Below are 26812 nucleotides of genomic sequence, written 5' to 3' on the forward strand. Positions count from 1 at the left end.
AAGGAATGAGCCTCGGAAATGGACGTGCCCTGTGGCTGGTCTTGTCGCTGGCATGCGCTTTCGTCGTGCCCGCGCATGCCCAGGAAATTCCGGGGATCGATGTGATGATCGAACAGGCGGAGGCGATCAAGACGTCGCAGCCCGCCAAGTTCTATGAAGTGCTGGATCGGCTCGAGAAGCGCGTGGAGGAAGCCTCTCCTGAGCAACGACTCAAACTGCGCCTGCTCAGAGCGCACGGCTTCCTCATGAAGGGAAAGTCTGAGCAGGCGATCAGGGAGCTCCGCCAGATCCAGCAGGAGACCCAGGATCCGGAGATGCTGTTCTGGACAGGGTCCTTGCTCGTCAACACGTATGCACTCACCCGGAAGTTCGAGGAGGGGCTGACTACGCTCAATGACATCCTGCCTCTCGCCGCCAAAGTGGAGAAAAAGGATGTGCGGCATCGTGGGCTTCTGGTCGCCGGACTGCTCTATAACCAAGTAGGCGAGTACACGCTCGGAGACCAGTACGCCAAGCAGGTATTGGCGGATGCGCCCAATGGCCGCAATCAGTGCGCCGCCGGCAACCTGGTGGCCGAAGCGGCGTTGGGGCTGAAACAGGCGCCGTCGGAAGAGATGGTGTTCCGCAATATCAAGGTCTGCGAGGAACAGAAAGAACCCATTCTGGGCGGCCTGACCCGCACCTACCTCGCTCGCAAATGGGTTGAGGACGGCAAGGTCGATCAGGCCATCGAACTCCTTGAACGGTATCTGCCTACCGTTACGGCGACCGGATATCCCCTCGTCATCAGCGAGTATCACGCGATGTTGGCGAGCATGTACCTGAAATTGAGCGACATGCGCACGGCAAAGATGCACGCCAACGAAGCCGTCGAGCGCGGTGCAGGCATGACCTCATTGCCGTTGGTCGTGGCTTACAGAACGTTGTATGAGATCGCGCAGATGCAAGGCGATTCGGCGGAAGCATTGGTCCGTTACCGGCAGTACGCCGACGCCGACAAGGCGTATCTCAACGATGTAAAAACTCGTCAGCTCGCTTACCAGATCGTACGGCAGCAGATCCTCCAGAAGACCCAGCAGATCAGTCTGCTGGATCAGGAAAACCAGGTCCTTCAACTACAGCGTAAAGTCGACCAGCAGGCCGCCCAGAACACCCGGCTGATCGTCATCCTGCTGGTGCTGCTGATCGCCTCCATCGGCTACTGGGCGTTCAAGATCAAGCGCGTGCAGTTGTCGCTGAAGAAGATGGCCGAGACCGACGCGTTGACCGGCATCTGCAACCGCCACCACTTCACCATCCGCGCCGAGCGCGCGCTGGCAGAGTGCGCGCGCAATGGCGAGCAGGCCTCGCTGATCATGTTCGACCTGGACCACTTCAAGAACATCAACGACCGCTTCGGCCATGGCACCGGCGATTGGGCGCTGAAGGAAGTGGCCGAGGCCAGCAGGGGCTTCTGCCGCCGCATCGATGTGCTGGGTCGCCTCGGTGGCGAAGAGTTCGCCATCCTCATGTACGGCTGCGACCTGCGCGCGGCGTCCCGCGTGGCCGAAGACTGCCGCGTGCGCCTGGCGCAGATCGAGACGCGCGACACCGGCCACGTGTTCGCCATCACCGGAAGCTTCGGCGTGACCTCGAGCCAGCAGTCTGGCTACAGCCTCGCCAAGCTGCTTTCGCACGCCGACAAGCAGCTGTACCGCGCCAAGCACGCCGGCCGCAACCGCGTCTGCGTGCACGACGGCGAGCACGAAAACGTCCGCGCAGCCAGCAACGTGCTGGAGATGCCGCACCGCGACCGGGCCGAACACCTCGGCGCCTGAGTCCCGGGATCAGGGCGTATCGACCAGCGGCCGCAGGCCCTCGTCGACCGCCAACTGGTTGCGGCCGCGGCTCTTGGCCTGGTAAAGCGCCCGATCCGCGGCTTCCAGCCATGTCCGCAGACCGCTGGCCACGCCGGTCGCCTTCGCCAATCCCAGGCTGACGGTGGGGCGCAGCCCGGGTGCGCTCTCCAGTTGAAGCGCCTGCACACCTTCGCGGATCCGCTGCGCCACGATACCGGCCGCATCCACATCGGTACCGCGCAGCAATACCGCGAACTCGTCGCCGCCCAGTCGTCCTGCGGCATCCTGGCTGCGGATGCTGCGGCGGATCACGTCTGCCGTCGCCCGCAGCACGTCGTCGCCCGCGGCATGGCCATGGCGGTCGTTGATCGCCTTGAAATGGTCGATGTCGATCATTAGCAGCGTGGCCGGTTCGCCGGTCGCCGCGCACTGGTCCAGCAGCAACGACGCCTGCTCCTGCCAATGACGGCGACTGTCCAGTGCGGTCAGCGCGTCGCGCCGGCTCAGTTCGTCCAGCTGGCGGTTCTGCCGCTTCACCTTGCGTACCAGGCGGTAGCTGGCCTGGCTGACGGCGATCGAATGGATCATCAGCATCGGCAGGCACGCGACCATCACCGCCATGCTGGTGATCGGCTGCATCTCGAAGCCGGTGGCGGTGCCGACCACCACGGCGCCCGCCGCCATCAGCGGCAGCGACCAGTACCAGAGCCGATCGATGCCGGTGCTGATCTTGTCCACGGTGGTGAGGGTGACCAGCAGAACGCTGGGCAGCAGGTTGAACGCCATCACCGGGACCCACATGCCGGCCAGGATCGAATCCACCAGCAGGTTGCGGATCTCGCCACGGAATGGCACCGGATGACGCAGGGCCAGCCATAGCGCGAGTTGCGGCCACACCACGGTGGTGAACACGAGGAAGGCCCACGCACCCGCACCGGCCTGGTTTTCCAGCAACACCATGCCCGTCGGCAACGCTGCCAGGCCCATGCCGAGCGTACGCAGGCGGTGGATCCGGCGCGGCAGGCGTTGCGTGTGGCGCGCCGGATCGGTACCGGGTGGCGGCAGGTTGGACGGCATCGGCGCTGGAGTCCCCTTGCTCGTGGCGGCCATCCCCGGGGGCGGGGGAGGCCGAGTGTAGGCCAAAGCGTGATGGCGGGCACGCTGCAGAGCCATGCCAGCAGAGCGGCAACAAGCGCGGATTCTTTAGCGGCCGGACGATAATCCGGCGTCTTCCCGCCCGCGACTTCCCGATGTCCGATCCCCGACCTGCTGCCGATGGCCGTTCTCCTCGGACCCCGATCCGCCTGGCCGCCCTGGCGGCGATGCTGGGGGCGGCAGGGTTTCTGATGGTCGCGGGATCGTTGCAACTGGTGCGCGGCGACCTGAACTGGCAGCGGGCCACGTTGAGCCAATACCTGCTGGGGCCGTGGGGCCTGCTGTTGCGGGCCACCTACTGCGTGCTGGCCGCGACCATCGTAGCGCTGGCGCTCGGACTGCATGCACAGCTGTCGGCGAAGGCGCGCAGTGCGGCACCGCTGCTGCTGTTCTGCATCGGTGCGCTCGCGCTGGCGGGCGTGGCGATCGGCGACTCCTGGCTGCCGCAGTCGGCGCCGGACTTCCATCCCTGGTTCCATCACACCTGCGCGATCACCGCGTTCCTGTGCGTCACCACCGGGATGCTGCTGCAGGCGTGGCGCTTCCGTCTGGACGATGCGTGGCGACGCCACTTTCCGCTGGCCGCGACCTGGGCGGTGGCCTGCCATGCGCTGCTGTGGCTGCATGCGCTGTGGCCGCCGGCGGGGCAGGGCTGGGTGCAGAAGCTGCTGATCGCGCTGATCGTCGTCGCCATGTGGCTGGGCGGCCTGTGGCTGTGGCGTGCCGCATCCGGTGCGATGGCAGGGCCGCAGCGCTAAGCTGCCGGTCCCACAATGGAGGAATCCCCATGATCCAGCGGTTCGACGTAGGTCCGCGGCTGTCCGAGATGGCCATCCACAATGGCGTGGTGTATCTGGCCGGCCAGATCGCCGAAGACGCCACCCAGGGCATCTCGGGCCAGACGCAGCAGGTGCTTGGCGAGATCGACGCGCTGTTGGCACGGGCAGGCACCGACAAATCGAAGATCCTGCGTGCCGAGATCTTCATCAAGGATCTGCAGGACTTCGAGGCGATGAACCGCGTATGGGATGCGTGGGTGCCGGAGGGCAATGCGCCGCCGCGTGCGACCGTGCAGGCCAACCTCGCGCGTCCGGCGTGGCTGATCGAGATCGTGGTGACCGCCGCGGTCTGACCATGGCGACCCGCAAGCCCGGTCCCTGGCAGCGCCCCGCACCGAAACGTCGTGGCGGCGCGTTGAAGCTGACGCCGGCACAGGTGGAGGAAGCGCGCGCCCGTGCCATGGCGGCGGGCCGACGCTATCCCAACCTGGTCGACAACATGTACGTGGCGGCAAAGGCGCGGCGCGCGCCGGACGCCCTAACGCAGGCGAACGACGAGGCGGAGTGACGTGCGCATGCCGGTTGAGGACAAGCATGCACATCCGGCGGTAAATAGCTGTAATAAAACTGCTTTGAAACGCTAACCGGCCGTCAACAATGGCGCGTGTATCGTGCGCCCACGTTCCGCAGCCGCTGCGGCACGCACTTCCCGGGTGCGCGCCGCGGCCCCTGCGGACGACCACTCAGGGGCCGCGAACCGCCAGCCAGTCGATCACGCCCCGTGCGGCGTGCCGGCCGCTGGCGAAGCACGCGGTCAGCAGATAGCCGCCGGTGGGGGCTTCCCAGTCGAGCATCTCGCCGGCGGCGAACACGCCGGGCAGTGCGTGCAGCATCAGGCGCGAATCCAGCGCTTCCAGGGGGATGCCACCGGCACTGCTGATCGCCTCGGCGATGGGCCGTGGACGCTGCAGCCGGAAAGGAAAGCGTTTCAGCGCACGCGCGATGCGCGCAGGATCCGCGAGCGCCGCCTTGTCCAGGACTTCGTACAGCAGCGCGGCGCGCACGCCCGTGACGCCCGCCTCGCGGCGCAGGTGTTCGCTCAGGCTGCGCGATCCCCGCGGTTTGGCCAGGCGGCGGGCGAGATCCGTTTCGTCGCGTCCGGGCAGCAGGTCCAGCACCAGCGTGGCCTCGCCATCGCGCATGATCGCGTCGCGCAGCATCGGCGACAGCGCATAGACGAGGCTGCCTTCGATGCCGGTGGCGGTGACGACGCATTCGCCCTGGCGCTGCTGTGCGGCGCCGTCGGTGTCCTGCCAGTGCGCAACGACCGGCTTGAGCGGTTCGCCGGCGAAGCGTGTGGCCAGGTGCCCGCTCCAGCCGATATCGAAGCCGCAGTTCGACGGCAGCAGCGGTGCGACATGGATGCCCCTGGCCTCCAGCGCGTCCACCCAGGCGCCGTCGGAACCGAGCTCGGGCCAGCTGCCGCCGCCCACCGCCAGCACGGTGGCGTCGGCCCGCACGGCGATCTCACCGTCCGGCGTCGCGAAGCGCAGCCTCCCATCCCCGCGCCAGCCGATCCAGCGATGCTGCACGTGGAAGCGCACGCCCTGTTCGCGCAGCCGGCGTACCCAGCCGCGCAGCAGCGGCGCCGCTTTCAGGTCGGACGGGAACACGCGGCCCGAAGTGCCGACGAAGGTTTCCACGCCCAGTCCACGCGCCCACGTGCGCAGGGCTTCGGCATCGAAGTCGCGCAGCCAGCCGGCGACCTCCGGCGCGCGGGCGCGGTAGCGGGTGACGAACACATCGAACGGATCGGAGTGGGTCAGGTTCATGCCGCCCTTGCCCGCGATCAGGAACTTGCGTCCCACCGAGCCCTTGGCGTCGTACAGGTCCACGTGCACGCCTGCGGCGCGCAGCGTTTCGGCCGCCATCAGGCCGGCGGGGCCGCCGCCGATGACGGCGACGGTATGTGCGGGGCCAGGAGTCTCGGGGTGTTGCGCAGGCATCCGCATAGTATGCCGTGTCCGCTGCGCGCTTCCGGCAGGCGCGGCGCGTGCATGGCATGCGGTATCGTCGCGCAGGCCCCAGTACACGGAATACACGATGCGTTCGAACCTGCCGGCGACCACGGGTCGCGTCCTCTGGCTGCTCTGCCTGTTCGCCTCCGCTGCAGTGGCGACAGAAGCGGCACCGCCGCCCGCGCTGCAGGACATCGACGCCTATGTCGAATCCGTCCGCGAGGCCTTCGATGTGCCGGGCATCGCGGTGGCCGTGGTCAAGGACGGCGAGGTGGTGCTGGCGAAGGGTTGGGGCGAGCGCGAGAGGGGCCGGGCGGCGCAGGTCGACGCGCACACGATGTTCGCCATCGCGTCCAACACCAAGGCCTTCACCGCAGCATCGCTGTCGATGCTCGCCGACGAGGGCAAGCTGACGCTCGAGGACCGCGTCATCGACCATCTGCCGTGGTTCCGCATGGCCGATCCCTACGTCACCCGCGAGATGCGGCTGCGCGACCTGCTGGTACACCGCAGCGGCCTGGGCCTGGGCGCGGGCGACCTGCTGTTCTGGCCCACCACCACCTACAGCAACCGCGAGGTCGCCGAGCGCCTGCGCGATGTGCCGCTGACCGGCGGCTTCCGCGAGCGCTACGCCTACGACAACATTCTCTACGGCGTGGCGCAGCTGGTCGTCGAACAGGCCAGCGGGCAGTCGTACGACCAGTTCCTGCGCACGCGCTTCTTCCAGCCGTTGGGCATGCGCGAGACGCGCTACAACAGCGATGCGCTGGAATCCGGCGACAACGTGGCCACCGGCCATGCGAAGGCCGATTTCACCACGCTGCAGCCCGCGCCTCGGATGACGTGGCGCAATGTCGCCGGCGCAGGCGGGATCTATTCCAGCGTCACCGACATGGCGAAATGGATGAAAGCCCAGCTCGCCGGCGGCACGTACCGCGATGCCAAGGGCCGCGAGCAGGCGCTGTTCACGCCGGCCAGACAGAAGGCCATGTGGTCGCTGGTCACGCCGATCCTGATCGCGGAGCCGAAGATCGAGGCGTTGAAGGCCGCGAAGCCGAACTTCCTGGGCTACGGCGAGGGCTGGATGGTGTCCGACTTCCAGGGTCGGAAGCTCGTGTGGCATACCGGCGGCTGGCCGGGCATGGTCTCGCGGGTGACGCTGGTGCCGGAGCAGAAGCTGGGCGTGGTGGTGCTGACCAACCAGGAAGTGGGCGCAGCCTTCAATGCGATCACGCTGAAGGTACTGGATGCCTACCTCGCCAACAGCGGCACCGACTGGCTGGCGGCCTACCAGGCACAGGTGGCGCAGGCGAAGGACAACGCCGACGAACACTGGCGGAAGCTGCTCGCCGCGCGCGATGCCGGCGCCAAGCCATCGCTGCCGCTGGCGAAGTACGCCGGCACGTTGCGCGACCCGTGGTACGGCGATGTCGTCGTAGCGCGGGAGGGGGAAGGCCTGGTGTTGCGCTTCAGTCGCACGCCGGAACTGGTCGGCGACCTCCAGCCATGGCAGCACGACACCTTCGTCGTGCGCTGGCGCGAGCGCTGGCTCAACGCGGACGCGTTCCTGACGTATTCGCTGAAGCCGGACGGCGGTATCCGTGAGGCACGGATGGAGGCGATCTCGCCGCTGACCGACTTCAGTTTCGACTTCCACGACCTGCGGCTGGCGCCGGTGGAGTGACGGGAGCTCCGTCGGCGTGGCAGGTGGGGGAGCGATGTCAGTCGCGATGGACGTGTCCACGCGTGCTGACGCCGGCACGCCATACCCTGCCCGTCAAAGCTCGCGACTGACGTCGCTCCCACAACAGCCTTCCGTCCTACGGGAAGAGCGTTGCGGTCACTGGTGCGGTTTGACGTCGATCAGTTCGACGTCGAACACCAGCGAGGCGTTCGGCGGAATCACGCCACCGGCGCCGTCGCTGCCGTAGCCGAGGTCGGCGGGGATCTTCAGCGTGCGCTTGCCGCCGACCTTCATCCCCGCCACGCCTTCGTCCCAGCCGCGGATGACCTGGCCGGCGCCGAGCAGGAAGGTGAAGGGCGTGCCGCGATCGACGGAGCTGTCGAACTTCATGCCACGCTGCTGCGGGGCGTTCTCGTCGTACAGCCAGCCGGTGTAGTGCACGGTGACGTCGTTACCGCTGGTGGCCACGGCGCCGGTGCCCGCTTGGGTATCGGTGCGCTCGAGTTCTGCGATGCTGCCGCCGGGCGGTGGGCCGGCGGGAGCGCAGGCGGCGATCAGGGCGATCGAAACAGCGAGCAGCAGGGAGCGCATGGGCGAGGTCATCCGTCTGTCGGGAGGGCGGCAGGGTAACCCATCAGCCGGAGGGTGCCGTGGTGCAGGGGTACACTGCGCGCATGGCGAAACTTTTCCCGAACCTGCGCAATGTACCCGGCGACGAAGCCGACGAGGTGCGTGAGCTGCTGCGCACGCACGCGATCGATTTCTACGAAACGCAGCCCAGCCCGTGGGGAATTTCCGCAGGCGGTCTGTGGATCGAGGACGCGGACCAGCTTGTCCGCGCCAAGGCGCTGATGGCGGACTACCAGTCCACGCGCCGTGAACGCGCCCGCGCGCAGCAGGCGGTGGACGAACGGGAGGGGCGTGCGGAAACCTTCGCCGGACTGCTGCAGGCGCGGCCGTGGTACGTCATCGGCATGCTGGCGGCGATGATCACCATCATCGCCCTGACCCTGGCCTTGCCCTGGCTGCTGCTCTGACCCAGCGTGGCATGCGCGTCCCGCTTTACCCGTTCGCGGGTGAGAACAGGGCGTGCAGGGCGTCGAGCATCTTGCTCCAGCCGTGCTGCGTGCGATCGGCGTAGTCGGCCCAGGCGCGCGGCAGGGCGTGGGTCAGGCGCAGTTCGCAGCCTGTGGCCGTCGGCGTGATGACGATATCGACCCGGCTGCCGTCCTGGTCGGCTTCGCCGGCGATGGTCCACGTGAAGGACAGCCGGTGCGGGCGGTCGATGACGAGGTACTCGCCGACGTGGTCGATGCGCTCGCCCTCGCGTTCGACCAGCATCGAGAAACTGCCGCCGACGCGCGGATCCACGTCCAGGCGCAGCAGCTTCTCCTCACGGATATCCGGGCCGAACATCCACTGGCCGAGCAGGCGCGGCGTCAGCCAGGCGTCGAACACGCGCTCGGCGGGTGCGGCGAAAGCGCGGCGTACGGTGACATCGACCGTGTCGAGGGTGTGAGGTGTCGTCATCGCTGTTTCCGGGTCGGGGAAGCGAGGGAAGGGGTGTCCGCCTGCACGACCGCGTCGAGGGCGTCGAGACGAACGGTCCAGAACCGTTCGTACTGCCGCAGCCACGCCTCGCCTTCGGCCAGCGCCTGAGGCTGCAGATGGCACAGGTGCGTCCGGCCCTGGATCTGTCGGGTCACCAGGCCCGCGCGCTCCAGCACCTTGATGTGCTTGGAGGCGGCGGCCAGCGAGATCTGGAAGGGCGCCGCCAACTCGCCGACGCTGCGCGGCTGCCCGCCCAGGCTGCGGAGCATGCGCCGGCGGGTGCCGTCCGCCAGGGCGTGGAAAACGGCGTCGAGCTTCGGCGAGTCATGTTCAACCATGTGGTTGAGTATCTCGGCCTTCTTGGTGACTGTCAACCATCTGGTTGAATGAAAGGTGACAGGCCGACGGGCGGTAAAATCGCGCAATGGTCACCAACATCGCCGCCTATCACTTCACGCCGATCGAGGCGCCCGCCGAGTTTGCCGCCACGCTGCATGCGCGGGCGGAAGCATTGGCGCTGCGCGGGTCCGTGCTGGTGGCGGGCGAGGGGCTGAACCTGTTCCTGGCCGGCGATGACGACGCGATCGCTGCCTTCCTCGCGCCCCTGCACGAGGACGCGCGCTTCGCGGGGTTGCGGGTGAAATACAGCCAGAGCCGAGGGATTCCGTTCGCGCGCCTCAAGGTCAAGGTGAAGCCGGAGATCATCAGTTTCCGCCGTCCCGGCACGACGCCCGACGATGCGCGTGCCCCTGTCGTCGCGCCGCGCACGCTGGCGCGCTGGCTGGAACAGGGCCACGACGACGACGGCCGCCGCGTGGTGATGCTGGACACCCGCAACCGGCAGGAAATCGAACACGGCACCTTCGCCGGTGCGCTGACGCTGCCCATCGACAGGTTCACCGACCTGCCGGCGGCGCTGGAACCGCATCGTGACGAGCTGAAGGACGCCACGGTGGTCAGCTTCTGCACCGGCGGCATCCGCTGCGAGAAGGCGGCGCTGTGGATGCAGGCCGAGGGCATGGACAACGTGCTGCAGCTGGACGATGGCATCCTCGGCTACTTCGAGCAGGTCGGCGGATTCGGCTACGACGGCGCCTGCTTCGTGTTCGACGAACGCGTGGCGCTGCGCCCCGACCTGAGTCCGCTGGTGGACGGGGCGGCGGACGCCGCATGAGCGGCCTGGATGCCTTGCGTTTCGACAACCGCTTCGTACGCGAGCTGCCGGGCGATCCGGAGCAGGGATTCCGGCGTCGCGAGGTGCGTGGCGCGCTGTGGTCGGCGATCGCGCCCACGCCGGTCGCCGCACCGACGTTGCTGGCGCATTCGCGTGAAGTCGCCGCGATGCTTGGGCTGGACGAGGCCGATGTCGCGTCTCCCGCCTTCGCCCAGGTCTTCGGCGGCAACGCGTTGCTGCCGGGCATGCAGTCTTTCGCCGGCAATTACGGCGGCCACCAGTTCGGCAACTGGGCCGGCCAGCTCGGCGATGGCCGCGCCATCACGCTGGGCGAGGCGGTCAATGCAGCCGGCGAGCGCTGGGAACTGCAACTGAAGGGGGCAGGCCCGACGCCGTACTCGCGCACCGCGGATGGGCGCGCGGTGTTGCGCTCTTCGATCCGCGAGTTCCTGTGCAGCGAGGCGATGCACCATCTCGGCGTACCGACGACGCGCGCGCTCAGCCTGGTCGGCACCGGCGAGCAGGTCGTGCGCGACATGTTCTACGACGGCCACCCGACGCCCGAGCCGGGTGCGGTGGTCTGCCGCGTGGCGCCGTCGTTCCTGCGCTTCGGCCACTACCAGTTGCCGGCGTCACGGGGCGAGGTGGAGTTGCTCCGCGCGCTGGTGGACTTCACGATCCAGCGCGACTTTCCCCATCTGTCGGGCGAGGGCGAGGCCCTTTACGCCGCGTGGTTCGCCGAGGTCTGCGAACGCACGGCGGTGATGGTGGCGCACTGGATGCGGGTGGGCTTCGTGCATGGCGTGATGAACACCGACAACATGTCGGTGCTGGGCCTGACCATCGACTACGGCCCCTATGGCTGGATCGACGATTACGATCCGGACTGGACGCCGAACACCACCGATGCGCACGGCCGGCGCTACCGCTTCGGGTGGCAGCCATGCGTGGCGGGCTGGAACCTGAGCCGTTTCGCGCAGGCGCTGTCGCCGCTGTTCGAGGGCGTGGAGGCATTGCAGGCGGGCCTGCAGCGGTTCGCCGACGGCTACGCGCGGGCGGACCGCGACATGACCGCTCGCAAGCTGGGACTGGTGTCCTGCCGCGACGACGATGTCGAACGCATCGAGACCTTGCAGGGTCTGCTGCAGCAAGGCGAGGTCGACATGACGCTGTTCTTCCGCGCCCTGATCGATGCGGACCTGTCGGATGCGTCGCTGTCGGCCTTCGACGACGCCTTCTACGATCCGGCCAGGCGCGAGGCCATCGCTCCCCGGTTGCTCGACTGGCTGGCGGCCTACGCGCGCCGGCAGACAGAGGATGCGCTCGACGCTTCCACCCGCCGTGAGCGCATGCGGCTGGCCAACCCGCGCTACGTGTTGCGCAACTACCTGGCGCAACAGGCGATCGATGCCGCTGAAGCGGGCGACCTGACCGGCGTGCACGACCTGCTCTACGTCATGCGCCGCCCGTACGACGACCAGCCGGGGCGTGAGCGGTTCGCTCAGCGACGGCCGGACTGGGCGCGCCAGCGGGCGGGATGTTCGATGCTGTCGTGTAGCTCCTGAGTCGGAGGGTGCTTCTGTGTAGGAGCGACGTCAAGTGCGACCGCACGGCCCGCATCCATGGGTGGGTTGGTGGATGCGCCGCACCGTTCTGGTGTCGCTTGCGGCCATTTCCGATCGCGACTGACGTCGCTCCTACGGAAGAGGAGCGTGCGCGGTAGGATGGCGAATCCCCTGCGGAGCGCTCCCATGATCACCGTCCACCACCTCAACAACTCCCGCTCCCAGCGCGTGCTGTGGCTGCTGGAGGAACTGGGCCTGGACTACACGGTGGTGCGCTACCAGCGCGACCCGAAGACGATGCTGGCGCCGCCGGAACTGAAGAAGATCCATCCGCTCGGCAAGTCGCCGGTGGTGGTCGACGGCGAACATGTGCTGGCCGAATCCGGCGCGGTTCTCGAGTATCTGGTGGAACGCTACGACGCCGCGCGCCGGTTCGCGCCCTCGCCGGGCACCGCGGAACACCTGCGCTACCGCTACTGGCTGCACTACGCGGAAGGTTCGGCGATGCCGCCGATGCTGCTCAGCCTGGTCTTCTCTCGCCTGAAGAAGGCGCCGATGCCGTTCTTCGCGCGACCCGTGGCACGCGGCATCGCCGACAAGGCGATGAGGACCTTCGTCGGCCCTCAAGTGACGTTGCACCTGGACTACATGGAGGCCGAACTGGGGAAAGCCGCGTGGTTCGCCGGCGACGCGTTCAGCGCGGCCGATATCCAGATGAGCTTCCCGGTGGAGGCCGCCGCCGTACGCGCGGGACTGGAGAAGTATCCGAACCTGGCCGCCTTCCTTTCCCGTATCCACGCGCGACCGGCCTACCAGCGGGCACTGGAACAGGGCGGTCCGTTCGACCTGCTGGGCTGAAGCGCCGTCGGCTGAGCGTCATGCACCACGGTCATGACCCATGCGCACGTCGCGGGGCTATGCTGCAGGCATCTCTGTTGCAGGATTGACGATGTCCTACGTGCGCTGCCTGCGGGGACTGGGGTCGGGCATCGAATACCCGGCCGATCGACCGATGAACCTGGATCCGGTCGATGGCCGGCCCGTGGAGATGGTGCTCGATCTGGAGCGTCTGGCCGCCGAGCGGCCGGATTTCGCGTGGTACCGGCCGGTGCGCCGGGACATGTGGCGGTTCGGCGCATTGATGGCGCTGGACGCGAGCGACCCTGCCGATGCGGCGCATCTGGTGCCGCTGGGCGAGGGCGCCACGCCCCTGCTGGACTACCGCGACCATCCGGTGGCGAGGCAGGCGGGGCTGGTGCTGCAGCTCAAGGATGAAGGCAGGGCGCACCCGGGGCACGGCGCCAACCCGACGCAGAGTTTCAAGGATCGCGGCATGGCGATGGTCGCTGCGCAAGCCCGCAGGCTGGGACTGTCGCGATTGGCGGTACCCACGCAGGGCAATGCCGGCGACTCGCTGGTGCGGTATGCGCTGGCCGGCGGGCTGTCGGTCGTGGTGGCGATGCCGGACGATACGCCCGCGCCCATCGTCGGCAGCGTCGCGGCGGCCGCGCATCGGCATCCCGAGCGGGTAACGCTGGTCCTCAAGGGACCGACGATCCGCGAGGCCGGCGCCTTCCTCAAGGAACGGTACCTGCCGCAGGGCTGGTTCTCGGTGGCGACGTTCCAGGAACCGGGGTGGCGCATCGAAGGCAAGAAGTCGCTGGGCCTGGAGCTCGCGGAGCCCGCACCCGGCGAGCGACGCTGGTCGTTGCCCGATGCGGTGGTCTATCCCACCGGCGGCGGCACCGGAGTGCTCGGCATGTGGAAGGCCTGGGACGAGCTGCAGGCGCTGGGCGTGATCGGCGCCCGGCGGCCGCGCATGATCTGCGTGCAGAGCGCCGCGACCACGCCGCTGGTGCGGGCGTTCGAAGCCGGCGCCGACGACACCACCGCACGGGATGCCGGCGCGACACTGGCGGTCGGACTCAACGTGCCGGGCGGCGTCGGTCATTTCCGCGTGCTGCAGATCCTGCGTGCGAGCGGCGGTGCCGCGGTCGCGGTCGAGGAAGCCGACATCGCGGCGGAGTCGGCACGGTTGTGGCGCATGCGCCCCGAGGGCTGGGTCGGCCCGGAAGGCGCCGCCTGTCTGGCGGCACTGCCGCAACTGCTGGATCGTGGCTTGCTGAAGCGCGGCGAGCGCGTCGTCGCCGTGAATACCGGATCGGCGGAGAAGTACCTGCCGGACCTGCGTCACCTGTTCCAGTGAACGGCGGGATGCAGCATCCCGTCGCGGCGGCTGGTGACCGGCGCGCCACGTCCCCATGACGATGTCATCGTCATCGCCGGTGATCCCATGATTCCGTATTCGCTCCTCGACCTGGCCCCCGTCTGCGAAGGCAGCGACACCACCCAGGCCTTCGTCCACATGCGCGATCTCGCGCAGCACGCCGAGCGCTGGGGCTATACGCGCTACTGGCTGGCCGAACACCACAACATGCCGGGCATCGCCAGCGCGGCGACCGCCGTGCTGATCGGGCATGTCGCGGGTGCGACCTCGACCCTCCGCGTCGGCGCCGGCGGCATCATGCTGCCCAACCACTCGCCGCTGCAGGTAGCCGAACAGTTCGGTACGCTGGCCTCGCTGTATCCCGGCCGCATCGACCTGGGCCTTGGCCGCGCGCCCGGTACCGATCAGCCGACCGCACGCGCGCTGCGCCGCTATTTCGACGGTGCCGACAGCTTCCCGCAGGACGTGCAGGAACTGCTGCGCTATTTCGAACCGGTGCAGGAAGGGCAGGCCGTGCGGGCCGTGCCGGGTGCCGGACTCGACGTGCCGGTGTGGCTGCTGGGTTCCAGCCTGTTCGGCGCCCAACTGTCGGCTGCGCTCGGCCTGCCGTACGCGTTCGCGTCGCACTTCGCGCCGGATGCGATGGACCAGGCCCTGCTCGTCTACCACCGCGATTTCCGTCCATCGAAGCGGCAGGCCAAGCCGCATGCGATGCTCGCGCTGAACGTGGTGGCCGCCGAGACCGACGAGGAAGCCCGTCACCTGTTCACCACCCAGCAGCAGGCCTTCGTCAACCTGCGCCGCGGCCGCGCCGGCCTGGTGCCGCCCCCGATCGACGACATCGAAGCGTTCTGGCAGCCGCACGAAAAGGCCGGCGTCGCACAGGCGCTGGCCTGCGCGGTCATCGGCAACCCCGACACCGTGCGCAAGGGCATCGCCGAGTTCATCCAGCGCCATCGTCCGGACGAACTGATGCTGACGGCCAACATCTTCGACCACGCCAAACGCCTGCGCTCGTTCGAGATCGCGGCCGAGGTCATGCGGTCGTAGGGCGAACCCAGGCCCGCCGTCGCATGGTGTCGGTGGTGGGATGCTTGGCGGAATCGCATCGACTTCGATTTTTGTCGATGCGAGGCGATCGATGGCAATGGCGGGCCTGGGCCCGCCCTACATCGTGCCTCGCTGGACGAACGGCACGCGCTCGTAGAGTCGCCGCTCTTCTCCGCGCGGATCGTCCTGCATGCCGGATTCATCGTCGAACACCATCGTCTGCCGTTGTGGCAGCGTGTACGGCGACCAGGCGGGAAGACCTGCGTGGTTCGGGTCGCCGTGGCGGGCGAGGGCGATCAATGCGGCGCTCATGCGCGCGGCCATCGCGCGGGCGCGCGCATCGGCGCCGGTCTTCGATCCTTCCGCACCGGTGTTGTCGAAGACGAGCGGAATGTCGAGCGTATGGAGCGCGCGCAGCCGTCCGCCTTCTGCGGGTGATCGCCAGTCCAACTGGTAGACCCAGGCCGGTGCGCCCTGTTTCGCGCGCTCCTCGGCCTCGATGACGGCGCCGCGCCAGGAGCGCCCCGCGGTGGTCGCAGCGAAGAAGACTTCGGACGGCGTGTAGTCCGGATACAGTCGCCGGTACTCGGCGATCACCACCTCCGGCGACAGGTCGACGAACTGCTGCTCGCGCAGCTTCTGCGGCAACTGCTCCCATGTCAGGGCGAAATTCGCCGGATCGTGGCCGAGGAAGGCGCGCGTTTCGTCGCGCGTGTTGCCGATGACCATCGGAATGCGGGCCGACCGTGCGGGTGCATCCGGATAGAAGGGATGGCGCGGCAGGCTGAGCGAGTCCAGCACCGGACCGAAGTAGAGCGCGGTGTCTTCCACGCGCGACGGATCGTGGATGCTGATGGCGTCGAGCAGTCGTGCCATCGGCATCGCTCTCAGGCGATCGACATCGTGCGGACCGAGGCCGAGTCCGGCCAGCAACAGTGCGGTCCGTTGCGCGGCTGCGCGCGGGCCGGCAGCGGTCACCTGCTGCCCGCTCATCGTCATCGCCTTGTGGAACAGGCTATCGGCCTCCGGCATCGCCATCAGGGTGGCGATCTTGGCGCCGCCGCCCGACTGGCCGAACACGGTGACGTTGCCGGCGTCGCCACCGAACTCGTGTGCATGCTCACGCACCCAGTGCAGCGCATCGATCAGGTCCAACTGGCCGATGTTGCCGGAATCCTTCACGCGCTCGTCGCCGCTTTCGCCCAGATACAGGTAGCCGAAGGCGTTGAGGCGGTGATTGACGGTCACCACGACGACATCGCCGCGACGGCAGAGATTCACGCCGTCGTACAGGGGATGCGAGCCGGAGCCGTTGGCGTAGCCGCCGCCATGGATGTAGAACAGGATCGGCCGCTTCCCCCCATCGCGCAGGGCCGGGGTGCAGAGGTTGAGGAACAGGCAGTCCTCGCTGACCGGCTGGCCATCGGCATCGCCCCGCTGGGGGGCCGACGCACCGAAGCGGGAGGCCTCCCGGACGCCGGTCCAGCCGGTTTCGCGCAGGGCACGCTGGAAGCGTCGCGTGGCGGTGTCGGCGCCGTAGGGAACGCCGCGGAAGACGTGCACGCCCCGATCGACGATGCCGGCGATGCGGCCGCTGCGGGTGGTCGCCAGGGCGGCGCTTCGGGCGGTCGCGGTGGCGGGCAGGGCCGTCGCCAGCACGGCGAACGCGCTCGTACCGGCAAGCTGTCGGAGGAAATGGCGGCGTGCGACTTCAGCGGATGCGCTCATGGAAACCTTCGGATGACACCGGTTTCCATAGGCTAGCAAAGCAGGGCCGTTCGGGAACGCCGCAGTGCGTCAGGCGGCCACGCCCGCGGCGTGGCCCGAGGCCCAGGCCCACTGGAAGTTGTAGCCTCCCAGCCAGCCGGTGACGTCGAGCACTTCGCCGACGAAGAACAGGCCGGGCACGCGTTTCGACATCATCGTGCTGCTGGACACGCCATCGGTGTCCACGCCGCCCAGCGTGACCTCGGCGGTGCGGTAGCCTTCGGTGCCGCTTGCGACGAGCGGCCAGTCCGCCAACAGCGCGGCGGCTTCTTTCAACTGTGGGGCATTGAACTGCTTCATCGGCCGATTGGGCAGCCAGACCTCGCACAGACGCTGGGCGAAGCGGCGCGGCAGGGCGTCGGACAGTACCGTCTTCAGTTCGGCATCGGGGCGCTGCTTCTGCTGGGACTGCAGCCACTCCCGCACATCGCGGTCGGGCAGCAGGTCCAGGCGCAGGTCGTCGCCGGGCTGCCAGTACGACGAGATCTGCAGGATCGATGGCCCGCTGACGCCGCGGTGCGTCAGCAGCATGAAGTTGCGGAAGCGCGCCTTGCCGCAGCGCGCCTCGACGGGGAACGCGACGCCGCTCAGGTCCGCCAGGCGTTCCTGGTGCTTGCCGCTCAGCGTGAGCGGCACCAGGCCGGCGCGGGTAGGCAGGACCTCGTGGCCGAACTGGCGCGCCAGTTCATAGCCGAAACCGGTGGCGCCCATGCTGGGGATCGACAGGCCGCCGGTGGCGACGACCAGCGAAGGGGCGGCGAAGCGGCCCAGTGCCGTCTCCAGCCGGAACACGCCGTCGGCCTGTTCCACCCGCGCCACGCTGCAGCCGGTTTCGATGCGCACGCCGGCGGCCCCGCATTCGTCCACCAGCAGCTTGACGATGAGCTTGGACGACACGTCGCAGAACAGCTGGCCCAGTTCCTTCTCGTGGTAGGCGATGCGATGCCGCTCTACCAGCTCAATGAAATCCGCTGGCGTATAGCGCGCCAGCGCCGACTTGCAGAAGTGCGGGTTGGCGGACAGGAAATTGGCGGGCGAGGTGCCGGTGTTGGTGAAGTTGCAGCGCCCGCCGCCCGACATCAGGATCTTCTTGCCGACCTTGTTGGCGTGCTCGATGACCAGCACGCGCAGGCCGCGCTGGCCGGCAGTGAGCGCGGCCATCAGGCCGGCCGCGCCGGCCCCGATGACCAGTACGTCGTGGCTGGGCAGCATCGGGTCAGGCAGCGCGGGCGAGACCCGCCTGACGGATGGAAGGGGTGATGGCGACCAGCTGGTCGTCGGTCATCCACTGCATCTCTCCGTCCTGGATCATCACGCTGAAACGCATGCTGCGCACCATCAGGGCGGTCAGCGCGTCCACGGATTCGGTGGCGATGTCGAGCACGGTCAGGTTGCGATGGCGCGCGAGCAGCGCCGCATTCTTGTCCCACCACAGGTCCGCGGCGCGACCACCGTAGTTGACGACCACCACCTCATGGGCGCGCCCGCAGGCCTTGCGGATGCGGGATTCGTCCGGCTGGCCCAGATCGATCCACTGTTCGATCAGCCCGGTGTAGTCCTTGCGCCACAGGTCGGGTTCTTCCTCGTTGCTCAGGCCCTTGCCGAACTCCAGGCGGTCGGCGGCGAACAGGGCGAACGCCAGCAGCCGGACCATCAGCCGCTCATCCGTCTCGGAAGGGTGCTGGGCCAGGGTCAGGGCGTGGGTACCGTAGTAGTGCCGGTCCATGTCGCTGATCTGCAGTTCGGCTTTGACGACGGTGGACTTGAGCGCCATGGCGGGGGTTCGGCAAAAGGGGCGCCATCATACGCTGGCGGCCACGGAGCACCGGGCGGCAGCCGCAAACGATTACAGAGGAACGGGCGGGACCCCTGTTCAGGTTCTGGCGGACAGGGATTCGCTTTTACGCCAAAACCCCGGTAGAGTGCGCGGCACTGTGCTTGCCAGGGTCACCGTGAATCGTGAGCCTGATGCGGTAGATACATCTGCTACATCTTCCCGCTTTACCAACGCCTGCAAACCCAGTCCCGTCCCGGTCACATGCCGGGGTTGTGGTCCTTTCATCCATGTTTCAGGAGTTAGTAAAGATGTCTGATCGTCAGACCGGTACCGTCAAGTGGTTCAACGACGCCAAGGGCTTCGGCTTCATCACCCCGCAGAGCGGCCCCGACCTGTTCGTGCACTTCCGCTCGATCCAGGGCAATGGCTTCAAGTCGCTGAAGGAAGGCCAAGCGGTCTCCTTCGTCGCCGTGCAGGGCCAGAAGGGCATGCAGGCCGACCAGGTGCAGCCGCTGTAATCCAGCGCTGAACCCGACGGTTCAAGAAAACGCCGGTGCGCAAGCGCCGGCGTTTTTGTTTGTGTGGTCTTGTTTTTTTCTTGCCGTGGGAGCGACGTCAGTCGCGATCGCGGACCTGCAGACGATGTCGGCGCGTCATCGCGACTGACGTCGCTCCCACACCACGCAGCAGGATGGAAGCGTCAGAGTTTGCGGACGCGGAAGCTGCGGCCCTTGATCTTGCCGGCGTTGAGTCGCGCCAGCGCCGCGCCTGCCTTGTCGCGCGCCACCGCCACGTACGTCCGCGTGGCGAAGACATTGATCTTGCCGATGGCGGAGGCGGACAGGCCGGCGTCGCCGGTCAGCGCGCCGAGCACGTCGCCGGGACGCAGCTTGTCGGTCTTGCCGGCATCGATGCGCAGCGTGGTCATCGCCGCAGGCGGTGCCGCATGCGCCTTGGGTGCCGAGGGCACGTGGCGGTCCCACAGCAGCGGCGCGCCCAGCCGTTCCTGGATGACGTCGGCGCGCGGCAGTTCGCGCGGCGTGCACAGGCTGATCGCCAGGCCGTCGCGACCCGCGCGGCCGGTACGGCCGATGCGGTGCACATAGGTGTCGGCGTCGCTGGGCATGTCGTAATTGACCACCAGCGCCAGATCTTCGATGTCCAGTCCGCGTGCGGCGACGTCGCTGGCGACCAGCACGTTGCAGCTGCGGTTGGCGAAGCGCACCAGCACCTCGTCGCGATCGCGCTGTTCCATGTCGCCGTGCAGGGCGAGGGCGGAGAAACCGAAGTGCTGCAGCGAACCGGCGACTTCGTCGACGTCCTTGCGCATGTTGCAGAAGACCACACCGGACTCGACGCGGTGCTGCGCGAGCAGACCGGCCAGCGCCGTCTGCTTGCGGGCGGGATCGACCTGCACGAACCGCTGCTCGATCACCGCCTGTTCCTGCGGCGCATCGACGGTGACTTCGAGCGGATCGCGCAGCGTGTTGCGGGCGATCACGCGGATGGCATCGGTGAACGTGGCCGAGAACAGCAGGCTCTGCCGGTCCTTCGGCGTCTTGCCGGTGATCTCACGGATCGGCTCCTCGAAGCCCATGTCGAGCATGCGGTCCGCTTCGTCCAGCACCAGCGTGCGCACGCCGCCGAGATGCAGCGCCTTCTTGCGCAGCAGTTCCTGGATGCGGCCGGGTGTGCCGACCACCACATGCGGATCGTGCGCTTCCAGCGAGCGCAGCTGAGGCTCCAGCGGCATGCCGCCGCACAGCGTCAACACCTTCAGGTTGGGAATGCCGACGGCGAGCTTGCGCAACTGCTGCGCCACCTGGTCGGCCAGTTCGCGCGTCGGGCACAGCACCAGCGCCTGTGTGCGGACCGTGGCGACGTCCAGCTTGTGCAGCAGGCCAAGGCCAAAGGCAGCAGTCTTGCCACTACCGGTCGGCGCCTGCGCGATGACGTCGCGACCGTCGAGAATGGCGGGCAGGCTGCGGGCCTGGATCGGCGTGGGGCGCGTGTAACCGAGCGCCTGGACGCCCTGCTGCAGGCCGGGCGCTAGCGGGAGAGAGGTGAAATCGAGCATGCGGCATTTTCGCAGATCGGCGCCGCCGCTGCCTGGAGTGGCTACTGCAGGTCGGGGAAATCCTCGTCAGGCAGTGCGATGAACGCCCAGAACGGCACCTCGTCTGCGGCCCACGCCTGCGACACCTCGTCGAGGATATCGAGCAGGGTGTCGAAGTCGGCTTCGGCGCGGTCGCGCAGTTCGTGCGCCTGCTCGAACAACAGCACGTAGCCCGGGGCCTCCAGCCAGGACAGGTCGCGCAGACTGTCGGACAGCGCATCCCAGTTGCGGCCCGATGTCTGCGGGAAATCCAGCACCGTCGCGATGCGCAGCAGCAACGCCGACTTGCTGTCGCAACCGGACAGGTCGATGCGGCGCGCGAGCAGGCCTGCATCCCGACCGACGGCGGACAACGGATCCAGATCGTCCTCGGTGACGAAGAACACGCCGGCTCGCGCGGGATCGGCCAAGCCGGGATCGAAACCGGATTCGCTCATCGCGCCGCTCCGTTGCCGATCTCGAACCGGCGGAAACGCTCGTAGTGATCGTCGGTGTAGTAATACTCGCGGGGCGGTTCGCCGCCGGTGACGATGCGACGCGCACCGCGATGGTCCAGCCCGGGCGTGTCGACCGTGTACTCGCGGTAGTAGCCACGCGCCTGCCTGGGCAGGCGTCCCTCACGGTTCTGGAAGACACTGCCGTCCTGACGATGCGGGAATGGTCCGCCGCGCTCGATCAGCGCCAGTGTCTGCCGTGCCTCCGCCGGCAGGAAGGCGGGCAGCGCTTCGATGCTGCGCGACGGCGACGGCGCTGCGGTGGGTGCGACGTCGGGCACCTCGCCGGCGAGTTCGCCGGGGCGCGTCTGCTCCACCGGCGGCAGCGCCAGCTCCGCGCTGGTGTGCTTCGGATCGGGGGCGTGTTCGCTGGTGGCGACCGGCGTGCTTGGCGCCTCGTCGCGCTGCGACCACCACCACCACGCGCCCGCGCCCAGGACAAGCAGCGCGAGGAGGGCGAACAGGGGAAGGCGCTGGCGGCTCTGGCGGCGTGCGCGGGAACGTCGACTCATGCGTGCATCATTCCGTCAGGAAGCGGCCGCAGCCGCGGTAGGTCTTGTCGGCGATGGTCAGGATCGCCGAGGCGGGGTACTCGGTGTCGCTCATGCCGTCGCTGCAGGGTTCCTTCTTCGTCGTCAGTGTTACGGACAGGCCATCGGCGGTGGTGCCGGCATACCCGTCGGCGGTCCTGCGCGTCCGGGCGACCTCGACCTTGCGCTCGCCGTAATCCAGGTCGGCAGACAGGCGCGGTGTCGTACCACTGCCGACGTCCACCGACCAGCCAGGCTCGGTACCGATGCCCCGGAATACGCTGCCGCGCGCCTTGGCCTGCTCCCACGGCGTGCCGGCGGCCGGTGCCACGGGATCGCCGCCGGCACGCACCATGCGGAACTCCACCGGCGCGGATGAGCCCGGCGTCACCGGCACGCGCGTGTCGGTGACGAACCAGAGCACGCCCTGCGCATCGCGCAGTCCGGCATGCAGGCCGTAAAGGCCGTCCGGCCGCAGCTTGGCGGGATCGTAGGACAGGGTGAACGCGAACGGCGGTCCCTTGAGATCGGCGAAGTCAGCGCTGGCCACGACGGCCGCCGAGGTGTCGGCCAACTGGTTGTCCACCAACTGCACGCTCAGAATGGCGCCGGGTGGCGGCGCGATGCGTTCGAGATAGACCGCGCGGCCCTGGATCGTGGCCTCGTTCGAAGCCGTGGCCACCGCATCGCCCGTTGCCGGTGCGGTGGCCGGCGACTGGCAGGCCGCGAGCGCGAGCAGGCAGACGGTAGTGAGCAGGGGACGGAACATCGCGCGCGCTCCTGGGGTGGCGGTGGCGGGCCGCCAGCTTAGCGATGGCGGACGTAATGGTTCGTCAACGCGGGAAGCGATCGCTTGCGGCCTGCGATGCGGATCTCTGGCGCGCTGCAGTGATGCGACGCCGGATGCGTGCCGTCGCGCTTCTGGGCATGGATGCGCTTACCCGAACGTTCTCCGACGTCGCGCATGCGCTGTTCGAACACCTGCGCGCCATGGCGCATGCGGCTTTCTGGCAGGACGCCGGAGTATCGATGCTCAGGCACGCAACGGCACAGGCAGCCTGCCGGCGGCGTCGCCGCGCAAGGCGAGCTCGTCCCTCGACGCCGGAACTGTCTCGTCGACGACCGGGCGCGCCCGCCGCACGCTCGGCATCGAAGAGTGTCGACCGATTTCCACGGGGCAGGGGCCGGCCACAGGGACGGTCGAGGGCTATGCCATGCGTCGCGGCGACACCGCGTGGATCACCGAGGGCAAGCGCGAATATGCACACCCGCCGTCTGGAGCAGGCTATCGCAGGGAGGGTGGAGCGCAGGGTGGCACGGGCATTGCGGGAACTGCGCCGGAGCGAGGCGAGCCGGCAGTGTTGCTGATCGTGGCGATTCAGTTTTGCGATGAGGATCCGCGCGGGCCAGACTAGTATCGGCCCGACGCCGCACCGAGCACGGAGCCCGAGGGCATGAACCGCGTCCTGCTGCCTTTCGCCTATACCCGCACCACCTTCGCCTGGCCGTACGTGGCGGCGACGCTGGTGATCGTGGTCGTTGCGCTGTGGCTGGTGGCGGTGCTGCCGGTGGAGAACGACGGCGGCCTGAGCCGCGCGTTGCGAGGCGGTGCCCTGTGTGCACTGGCCACGGCGATCGGCGCGACGCCGGTATGGGTGGTCAAGCGGCTGCCGCAGCAGTTGTCGGACGGGCTGTTGGGGTTCGGTGCCGGCGTGATGCTCGCCGCCACGGCATTCTCGCTGATATTGCCGGGGCTGGACGCGGCAGGGCGCGCCGGCTACTCGGCCTGGCGTGCCGCTGGCCTGATCAGCGCCGGCGTGATGCTGGGTGCGCTCGCCCTGCTGGCGCTGGATCGCGTAGCGATGGACGATCCGCGCGATGCGAACCGGCACCTCGTGCCGTCGCGGGTGATGCTGTTCGTGCTCGCCATCGTGCTGCACAACGTGCCGGAGGGCATGGCGGTCGGCGTTGCGGCAGGGGGTGGCTTGAGCGGCGCGGAAGGGTTGGCGATGGGCATTGCCCTGCAGGACATCCCGGAGGGCCTCGTGGTGGCGTTGATCCTCGTCGGCGCGGGCATGGCGCGCAGCAAGGCAGTCTTCATCGGTGCGCTGTCCGGCGTTGCCGAACCGGTTGCTGCGGTCCTCAGTGCGTGGGCGGTAGGTATTTCCTCGCTGCTGCTGCCGTGGGGCCTGGCGTTCGCCGCCGGGGCCATGCTGATCGCGGTCGGCCATAGCGTGATCCCGGAATCCAACCGCCATGGCAACGGCACCACGGCATCGCTCGGCCTGGCCGTCGGCTTCTGCCTGATGATGGCGCTGGACACCGCGCTGGGTTGACCGCGCGGCGCAGGATGCGCAGTCTGCCTCCGTCCCCGACGGAACAGAGCCATGAGCGAACCGCTGACCATCATCGGCAACTACCTGTCGCCGTACGTGCGCAAGGTGCTGGTGTGCCTGGAATTGAAGGGCATCCCGTACCGGATCGACCCGATCGCGCCATTCGTGGGCAACGAGGCGTTCAGCCGGCTCAGTCCCCTGCGACGCATTCCGGTGCTGATCGACGGCGATCTGGTGCTCAACGATTCCACCGTCATCTGCGAGTACCTGCAGGACCGGTTCCCCGATGTTTCGCTCTATCCCGTCGATCCCGTCCGGCGTGCGAAGGCGCGCTGGCTGGAGGAATATGCGGACTCCTACCTCGGCGACGTCATCGTCTGGCGGATGTTCTTCCAGAAGGGCGTGCGTCGTTTCCTGTTCAACGAAGGCACCGACGAGGATGTCGTGCGCAGGGCGCGCGAAGAGGAACTTCCCGTGGGACTGGACTACCTGGAGCCGCAACTGCCGGAAGAGGGCTGGCTGTTCAGCGAGCTTTCCATCGCCGACATCAGCATCGCGTCGTTTTTTCGGAATGCCGTGTTCGTGCGGTACCAGGTCGACGCGGCGCACTGGCCGCGCATGGCAGCGTTTCTCGATCGCGCGTGGGCATTGCCGGCGTTCCGCACTCTGTCCGTGTACGAGGACAGCATGCTGCGCACGCCGCTGCCGGAGCAACGCGACCTGCTGGCGGCGATGGGGGCGCCGCTCACCGAGACGACCTACGGCAATGCGTCTCCCCGATACGGGCTGATGCGACTGGGCTGAACGGCGGACTTGCGGTTTCTCTGCAGGAGCGACGTGAGTCGCGAGCTGAAATCATCGGTTGCCGTGGGCATGCGGTCGCGACTCACGTCGCTCCTGCCCGAACAACGGACAATCAGGGCGTCGCGTCCACGCGCAGCACCGGATACAGCTGGTAACGCTCGTCCCACGAAGGGTGTCGACGGTAGAAGAACTCCAGCCGCGCATGGGGATCCGCCGCAAACGCCTTGTCCTCGCGCACCCTGCGGTCGAATTCCGCCTTGACCGCCGGGTCGCGCAGCATCTCGCGGGCCACGCTCTCGGCGACGTAGTCTTCCATGTACTCCTTGCGTTCGAAGGCGTTGTTGAAACGTCCCCACGCGAGCAGCGAGTCCGGTGCCAGCGGTTCCAGCAATGCCATCACCAGGCGCGATTTCGCCTGCGCGATCGGGACGAACAGCGAGCCGGTCGGCACGGCGCGGGCCTCGGGTTGCCAACTGCCTTCCACGGCCAGCCGCTGGTGGGTTTCCACCGAGCCGGCGCCAAAGCTGCTCTTGCCGGCGCGGAAGGCTTCGGCGTCGCCCCGCCATGGCTTGCCAAGCAGGCGGTACTCCACGCCGTGCGTCTTCAGCACCGCCGCCACCCAGGAGGCTTCGGCGGCGGGTACCAGATAGCCCGCGCGGGGTGCTTCGACGACCACGCCGGGGCGGATGTCGTCCTTCAGCGGCACCTTCCACACCTGCGGCGTGTTCTCGTCGTAGCGCGTCATCAGCGCGCCGGAGACCTCGGACGTCGTTCGCGTGTAGGCGTAACCGCGGAAATCCACCGTACGCGCCGTCGGCCCCGCGACATACGTCAGCGGCTCCTGCTGGCCGCCCAATCCGGCGGCGGCGATATCCGCCTGTTTCGCCGCGGTTTGCCAGGCCGCGCCGTCGCGCGCGACATGCTCCAGCACGGAAACCACCGTGTTGCGGGTGATCCGCACGCGCACCGGATATTCCTTCCATGAGTGCGTCTCGACCAGCATGGCGATGCGGTTGCGCAGCAGGTAGTAGCCATGCGAGAAGCGCGGCGGCGGTACGCTGTCCTCGAAGCCCGAGGTGGGATCGTCCTGCACGACGAAGGACGGGTAGTAGGGAAGGGGCAGCGATCCCTGTTTCGCCAGGTCATCGATAACGCCCGTGCGCAGCGCCAGTCCCGCCTGGCGCAGGCCCGCATCGCCGGCATGCACCGGCTCCACCTGGATCGAGATGTCGTGCTCGAACTGCGCGCCGTTGGTGGCATGCAGGTCCACGGTCACCAGGGGATCCCAGCGCTGCACCAACTGCAGCATCGCCTGCATCTCGGGCGTGTCGGCCTTCAGGTAGTCGCGGTTGAGGTTGTAGTTCTGCGCGGTGGTACGCCAGCCCATTTCCTTCGGGCCGCGCTGGTTCGGGCGGTTCCACGCGCCGAAGCGTTCGTGGCCATCGACGTTGAATACCGGTACGAATACCCAGACCAGCCTGTCGAGCGCGCCGGCCGCGGCCTTGCCTTCCAGTACCTCCCGCAATGCGAGGAAGCCTGCATCCTTGCCGTCGATTTCGCCCGCGTGGATACCGCCTTGGATCAGCACGACCGGCACGCCACGGCGCTGCGCCTGCTCTGGCGTCAGTGCGCCGCTGGTGGACGCGATGAGCGCCTTCATCGGGCGGCCTTCCGGCGTAGTGCCGAACGTGGCGCAGCGCACCGCCTTCGGATACTGCCGCGCGAAGGCGTCGCACAGTGCGGCCACTTCCTCGTAGCGACCGGTCTCGATGAAGCCCGAGCGTTCGGACACCGTCGTCAAGGCGGACTGGGCGTTCGCCAGCGGTATCAGGGCCAGCAGCAGGGTGGCGCAGAGCGGTCGCAGCACGGGAAATTCCTGAACAGGGCAGGGCCGCATGATGCCCGGCAATCGCGGTCAGTCCCAGTCCCCGTTCGCGCGGTCGCAAC

Annotated in this window: 28 protein-coding genes; 14 read left to right on the forward strand and 14 right to left on the reverse strand. The window is 68.1% G+C overall.

Annotation, left to right across the window (positions count from 1 at the left end):
• Window positions 1-5 precede the first annotated feature (5 nt).
• Window positions 6-1817, forward strand: a complete 1812-nt coding sequence (locus tag AC1Q5B_RS11615; RefSeq protein WP_492631815.1) for a tetratricopeptide repeat-containing diguanylate cyclase — start codon at window positions 6-8, stop codon at window positions 1815-1817.
• A gap of 9 nt (window positions 1818-1826) precedes the next feature.
• On the opposite strand, the gene AC1Q5B_RS11620 is transcribed toward AC1Q5B_RS11615, so the two are convergent.
• Window positions 1827-2915 (reverse strand): diguanylate cyclase, encoded by a 1089-nt coding sequence (locus AC1Q5B_RS11620; RefSeq protein ID WP_492631816.1) that lies wholly within the window; start codon window positions 2913-2915, stop codon window positions 1827-1829.
• A 173-nt stretch (window positions 2916-3088) separates the two neighbouring features.
• Here AC1Q5B_RS11620 and AC1Q5B_RS11625 point away from each other — a divergent pair, with 173 nt between their 5' ends.
• From AC1Q5B_RS11625 to AC1Q5B_RS11635, 3 genes are read left to right on the forward strand one after another with little or no spacing between them, the layout of a single operon-like run.
• Entirely contained in the window at window positions 3089-3751 is a 663-nt protein-coding gene (locus AC1Q5B_RS11625; RefSeq protein WP_492631817.1) for a DUF998 domain-containing protein, read from the forward strand.
• A 29-nt stretch (window positions 3752-3780) separates the two neighbouring features.
• Complete coding sequence (locus AC1Q5B_RS11630; protein ID WP_492631818.1) at window positions 3781-4125, forward strand: RidA family protein; 345 nt, start codon at window positions 3781-3783, stop codon at window positions 4123-4125.
• A 2-nt stretch (window positions 4126-4127) separates the two neighbouring features.
• Window positions 4128-4340, forward strand: coding sequence for a hypothetical protein (locus AC1Q5B_RS11635; protein ID WP_492631819.1), 213 nt, complete (start codon window positions 4128-4130; stop codon window positions 4338-4340).
• 175 nt (window positions 4341-4515) lie between these two features.
• Here AC1Q5B_RS11635 and AC1Q5B_RS11640 read toward each other — a convergent pair whose 3' ends face one another.
• A complete protein-coding gene (locus AC1Q5B_RS11640; RefSeq protein WP_492631820.1) occupies window positions 4516-5778 on the reverse strand; it encodes a TIGR03862 family flavoprotein in 1263 nt (420 codons plus the stop codon).
• 97 nt (window positions 5779-5875) lie between these two features.
• On the opposite strand from AC1Q5B_RS11640, the gene AC1Q5B_RS11645 reads away from it, so the two are divergent.
• Window positions 5876-7474 carry a serine hydrolase gene (locus tag AC1Q5B_RS11645; protein WP_492631821.1) on the forward strand — a complete coding sequence of 533 codons (1599 nt, stop codon included), beginning with the start codon at window positions 5876-5878 and terminating at the stop codon, window positions 7472-7474.
• 156 nt (window positions 7475-7630) lie between these two features.
• Here AC1Q5B_RS11645 and AC1Q5B_RS11650 read toward each other — a convergent pair whose 3' ends face one another.
• Complete coding sequence (locus AC1Q5B_RS11650; RefSeq protein ID WP_492631822.1) at window positions 7631-8065, reverse strand: FKBP-type peptidyl-prolyl cis-trans isomerase; 435 nt, start codon at window positions 8063-8065, stop codon at window positions 7631-7633.
• A gap of 83 nt (window positions 8066-8148) precedes the next feature.
• Here AC1Q5B_RS11650 and AC1Q5B_RS11655 point away from each other — a divergent pair, with 83 nt between their 5' ends.
• Entirely contained in the window at window positions 8149-8511 is a 363-nt protein-coding gene (locus AC1Q5B_RS11655; protein WP_492631823.1) for a DUF6164 family protein, read from the forward strand.
• A 25-nt stretch (window positions 8512-8536) separates the two neighbouring features.
• On the opposite strand, the gene AC1Q5B_RS11660 is transcribed toward AC1Q5B_RS11655, so the two are convergent.
• Together AC1Q5B_RS11660 and AC1Q5B_RS11665 are read right to left on the reverse strand one after the other, a co-directional pair.
• Window positions 8537-9004, reverse strand: coding sequence for an SRPBCC family protein (locus AC1Q5B_RS11660; protein WP_492631824.1), 468 nt, complete (start codon window positions 9002-9004; stop codon window positions 8537-8539).
• Window positions 9001-9399 (reverse strand): ArsR/SmtB family transcription factor, encoded by a 399-nt coding sequence (locus AC1Q5B_RS11665; RefSeq protein WP_492631825.1) that lies wholly within the window; start codon window positions 9397-9399, stop codon window positions 9001-9003. The genes AC1Q5B_RS11660 and AC1Q5B_RS11665 overlap by 4 nt, the downstream gene beginning before the upstream one ends.
• Before the next feature lie 50 nt (window positions 9400-9449).
• Between AC1Q5B_RS11665 and AC1Q5B_RS11670 the strand changes: the two genes are divergently transcribed.
• The 5 genes from AC1Q5B_RS11670 to AC1Q5B_RS11690 all read left to right on the forward strand — a co-directional run bounded on the left by AC1Q5B_RS11670 (window position 9450) and on the right by AC1Q5B_RS11690 (window position 15041).
• Window positions 9450-10199 carry a sulfurtransferase gene (locus AC1Q5B_RS11670; protein WP_492631826.1) on the forward strand — a complete coding sequence of 250 codons (750 nt, stop codon included), beginning with the start codon at window positions 9450-9452 and terminating at the stop codon, window positions 10197-10199.
• A gap of 5 nt (window positions 10200-10204) precedes the next feature.
• Entirely contained in the window at window positions 10205-11764 is a 1560-nt protein-coding gene (locus tag AC1Q5B_RS11675; protein ID WP_492632092.1) for a protein adenylyltransferase SelO, read from the forward strand.
• 186 nt (window positions 11765-11950) lie between these two features.
• Window positions 11951-12622: a glutathione S-transferase gene (locus tag AC1Q5B_RS11680; RefSeq protein ID WP_492631827.1), complete on the forward strand. Its 672-nt coding sequence runs from the start codon at window positions 11951-11953 to the stop codon at window positions 12620-12622.
• A gap of 91 nt (window positions 12623-12713) precedes the next feature.
• Entirely contained in the window at window positions 12714-13970 is a 1257-nt protein-coding gene (locus AC1Q5B_RS11685; RefSeq protein ID WP_492631828.1) for a threonine synthase, read from the forward strand.
• A gap of 87 nt (window positions 13971-14057) precedes the next feature.
• On the forward strand, window positions 14058-15041 hold the full coding sequence (locus tag AC1Q5B_RS11690) for an LLM class flavin-dependent oxidoreductase (protein WP_492631829.1): 984 nt from the start codon (window positions 14058-14060) through the stop codon (window positions 15039-15041).
• A 117-nt stretch (window positions 15042-15158) separates the two neighbouring features.
• Here the strand turns inward: AC1Q5B_RS11690 and AC1Q5B_RS11695 are convergent, their stop codons facing one another.
• From AC1Q5B_RS11695 to AC1Q5B_RS11705, 3 genes are all read right to left on the reverse strand, one after another.
• Window positions 15159-16769, reverse strand: a complete 1611-nt coding sequence (locus AC1Q5B_RS11695; RefSeq protein ID WP_492631830.1) for a carboxylesterase/lipase family protein — start codon at window positions 16767-16769, stop codon at window positions 15159-15161.
• A 69-nt stretch (window positions 16770-16838) separates the two neighbouring features.
• The gene (locus AC1Q5B_RS11700; RefSeq protein ID WP_492631831.1) at window positions 16839-18020 is read right to left on the reverse strand and encodes a BaiN/RdsA family NAD(P)/FAD-dependent oxidoreductase; all 1182 of its coding nucleotides are present in this window, start codon (window positions 18018-18020) and stop codon (window positions 16839-16841) included.
• A gap of 4 nt (window positions 18021-18024) precedes the next feature.
• Entirely contained in the window at window positions 18025-18582 is a 558-nt protein-coding gene (locus AC1Q5B_RS11705; RefSeq protein ID WP_492631832.1) for a YaeQ family protein, read from the reverse strand.
• A gap of 311 nt (window positions 18583-18893) precedes the next feature.
• Here AC1Q5B_RS11705 and AC1Q5B_RS11710 point away from each other — a divergent pair, with 311 nt between their 5' ends.
• Complete coding sequence (locus AC1Q5B_RS11710; RefSeq protein ID WP_055942770.1) at window positions 18894-19103, forward strand: cold-shock protein; 210 nt, start codon at window positions 18894-18896, stop codon at window positions 19101-19103.
• Window positions 19104-19285: 182 nt separating this feature from the next.
• On the opposite strand, the gene dbpA is transcribed toward AC1Q5B_RS11710, so the two are convergent.
• The 5 genes from dbpA to AC1Q5B_RS11735 are packed head-to-tail and all read right to left on the reverse strand — an operon-like array spanning window position 19286 to window position 22724.
• Complete coding sequence (gene dbpA, locus AC1Q5B_RS11715; protein ID WP_492631833.1) at window positions 19286-20662, reverse strand: ATP-dependent RNA helicase DbpA; 1377 nt, start codon at window positions 20660-20662, stop codon at window positions 19286-19288.
• Between the two features lie 41 nt (window positions 20663-20703).
• The gene (locus AC1Q5B_RS11720; protein ID WP_492631834.1) at window positions 20704-21138 is read right to left on the reverse strand and encodes a barstar family protein; all 435 of its coding nucleotides are present in this window, start codon (window positions 21136-21138) and stop codon (window positions 20704-20706) included.
• On the reverse strand, window positions 21135-21707 hold the full coding sequence (locus tag AC1Q5B_RS11725) for a guanyl-specific ribonuclease (RefSeq protein WP_492631835.1): 573 nt from the start codon (window positions 21705-21707) through the stop codon (window positions 21135-21137). The genes AC1Q5B_RS11720 and AC1Q5B_RS11725 overlap by 4 nt, the downstream gene beginning before the upstream one ends.
• Before the next feature lie 7 nt (window positions 21708-21714).
• Window positions 21715-22494 (reverse strand): YbaY family lipoprotein, encoded by a 780-nt coding sequence (locus AC1Q5B_RS11730; protein ID WP_492631836.1) that lies wholly within the window; start codon window positions 22492-22494, stop codon window positions 21715-21717.
• Window positions 22495-22532: 38 nt separating this feature from the next.
• A complete protein-coding gene (locus AC1Q5B_RS11735; RefSeq protein WP_492631837.1) occupies window positions 22533-22724 on the reverse strand; it encodes a hypothetical protein in 192 nt (63 codons plus the stop codon).
• Window positions 22725-23179: 455 nt separating this feature from the next.
• On the opposite strand from AC1Q5B_RS11735, the gene AC1Q5B_RS11740 reads away from it, so the two are divergent.
• On the forward strand, window positions 23180-24061 hold the full coding sequence (locus AC1Q5B_RS11740) for a ZIP family metal transporter (RefSeq protein ID WP_492631838.1): 882 nt from the start codon (window positions 23180-23182) through the stop codon (window positions 24059-24061).
• A 51-nt stretch (window positions 24062-24112) separates the two neighbouring features.
• Window positions 24113-24865, forward strand: a complete 753-nt coding sequence (locus tag AC1Q5B_RS11745; RefSeq protein ID WP_492631839.1) for a glutathione S-transferase family protein — start codon at window positions 24113-24115, stop codon at window positions 24863-24865.
• A gap of 112 nt (window positions 24866-24977) precedes the next feature.
• Here AC1Q5B_RS11745 and AC1Q5B_RS11750 read toward each other — a convergent pair whose 3' ends face one another.
• The gene (locus AC1Q5B_RS11750; protein WP_492631840.1) at window positions 24978-26762 is read right to left on the reverse strand and encodes a M14 family metallopeptidase; all 1785 of its coding nucleotides are present in this window, start codon (window positions 26760-26762) and stop codon (window positions 24978-24980) included.
• Between the last annotated feature and the right edge of the window lie 50 nt (window positions 26763-26812).

The organism is Pseudoxanthomonas sp. GW835-FHT14C01 (assembly GCF_058793715.1).

What these genes read in the sequence shown, in the direction of transcription:
- AC1Q5B_RS11620 (WP_492631816.1), bottom strand. Translation starts at nt 2,915, where the DNA reads ATGCCGTCCAACCTGCCGCCACCCGGTACCGATCCGGCGCGCCACACG.
- AC1Q5B_RS11735 (WP_492631837.1), bottom strand. Translation starts at nt 22,724, where the DNA reads ATGCGCCATGGCGCGCAGGTGTTCGAACAGCGCATGCGCGACGTCGGA.
- AC1Q5B_RS11625 (WP_492631817.1), top strand. Translation starts at nt 3,089, where the DNA reads ATGTCCGATCCCCGACCTGCTGCCGATGGCCGTTCTCCTCGGACCCCG.
- AC1Q5B_RS11645 (WP_492631821.1), top strand. Translation starts at nt 5,876, where the DNA reads ATGCGTTCGAACCTGCCGGCGACCACGGGTCGCGTCCTCTGGCTGCTC.
- AC1Q5B_RS11635 (WP_492631819.1), top strand. Translation starts at nt 4,128, where the DNA reads ATGGCGACCCGCAAGCCCGGTCCCTGGCAGCGCCCCGCACCGAAACGT.
- AC1Q5B_RS11720 (WP_492631834.1), bottom strand. Translation starts at nt 21,138, where the DNA reads ATGAGCGAATCCGGTTTCGATCCCGGCTTGGCCGATCCCGCGCGAGCC.
- AC1Q5B_RS11730 (WP_492631836.1), bottom strand. Translation starts at nt 22,494, where the DNA reads ATGTTCCGTCCCCTGCTCACTACCGTCTGCCTGCTCGCGCTCGCGGCC.
- AC1Q5B_RS11640 (WP_492631820.1), bottom strand. Translation starts at nt 5,778, where the DNA reads ATGCCTGCGCAACACCCCGAGACTCCTGGCCCCGCACATACCGTCGCC.
- AC1Q5B_RS11705 (WP_492631832.1), bottom strand. Translation starts at nt 18,582, where the DNA reads ATGGCGCTCAAGTCCACCGTCGTCAAAGCCGAACTGCAGATCAGCGAC.
- AC1Q5B_RS11660 (WP_492631824.1), bottom strand. Translation starts at nt 9,004, where the DNA reads ATGACGACACCTCACACCCTCGACACGGTCGATGTCACCGTACGCCGC.
- AC1Q5B_RS11690 (WP_492631829.1), top strand. Translation starts at nt 14,058, where the DNA reads ATGATTCCGTATTCGCTCCTCGACCTGGCCCCCGTCTGCGAAGGCAGC.
- AC1Q5B_RS11630 (WP_492631818.1), top strand. Translation starts at nt 3,781, where the DNA reads ATGATCCAGCGGTTCGACGTAGGTCCGCGGCTGTCCGAGATGGCCATC.
- AC1Q5B_RS11740 (WP_492631838.1), top strand. Translation starts at nt 23,180, where the DNA reads ATGAACCGCGTCCTGCTGCCTTTCGCCTATACCCGCACCACCTTCGCC.
- AC1Q5B_RS11725 (WP_492631835.1), bottom strand. Translation starts at nt 21,707, where the DNA reads ATGAGTCGACGTTCCCGCGCACGCCGCCAGAGCCGCCAGCGCCTTCCC.
- AC1Q5B_RS11650 (WP_492631822.1), bottom strand. Translation starts at nt 8,065, where the DNA reads ATGCGCTCCCTGCTGCTCGCTGTTTCGATCGCCCTGATCGCCGCCTGC.
- AC1Q5B_RS11700 (WP_492631831.1), bottom strand. Translation starts at nt 18,020, where the DNA reads ATGCTGCCCAGCCACGACGTACTGGTCATCGGGGCCGGCGCGGCCGGC.
- AC1Q5B_RS11680 (WP_492631827.1), top strand. Translation starts at nt 11,951, where the DNA reads ATGATCACCGTCCACCACCTCAACAACTCCCGCTCCCAGCGCGTGCTG.
- AC1Q5B_RS11615 (WP_492631815.1), top strand. Translation starts at nt 6, where the DNA reads ATGAGCCTCGGAAATGGACGTGCCCTGTGGCTGGTCTTGTCGCTGGCA.
- AC1Q5B_RS11745 (WP_492631839.1), top strand. Translation starts at nt 24,113, where the DNA reads ATGAGCGAACCGCTGACCATCATCGGCAACTACCTGTCGCCGTACGTG.
- AC1Q5B_RS11655 (WP_492631823.1), top strand. Translation starts at nt 8,149, where the DNA reads ATGGCGAAACTTTTCCCGAACCTGCGCAATGTACCCGGCGACGAAGCC.
- AC1Q5B_RS11695 (WP_492631830.1), bottom strand. Translation starts at nt 16,769, where the DNA reads ATGAGCGCATCCGCTGAAGTCGCACGCCGCCATTTCCTCCGACAGCTT.
- AC1Q5B_RS11750 (WP_492631840.1), bottom strand. Translation starts at nt 26,762, where the DNA reads ATGCGGCCCTGCCCTGTTCAGGAATTTCCCGTGCTGCGACCGCTCTGC.
- AC1Q5B_RS11685 (WP_492631828.1), top strand. Translation starts at nt 12,714, where the DNA reads ATGTCCTACGTGCGCTGCCTGCGGGGACTGGGGTCGGGCATCGAATAC.
- dbpA (WP_492631833.1), bottom strand. Translation starts at nt 20,662, where the DNA reads ATGCTCGATTTCACCTCTCTCCCGCTAGCGCCCGGCCTGCAGCAGGGC.
- AC1Q5B_RS11670 (WP_492631826.1), top strand. Translation starts at nt 9,450, where the DNA reads ATGGTCACCAACATCGCCGCCTATCACTTCACGCCGATCGAGGCGCCC.
- AC1Q5B_RS11710 (WP_055942770.1), top strand. Translation starts at nt 18,894, where the DNA reads ATGTCTGATCGTCAGACCGGTACCGTCAAGTGGTTCAACGACGCCAAG.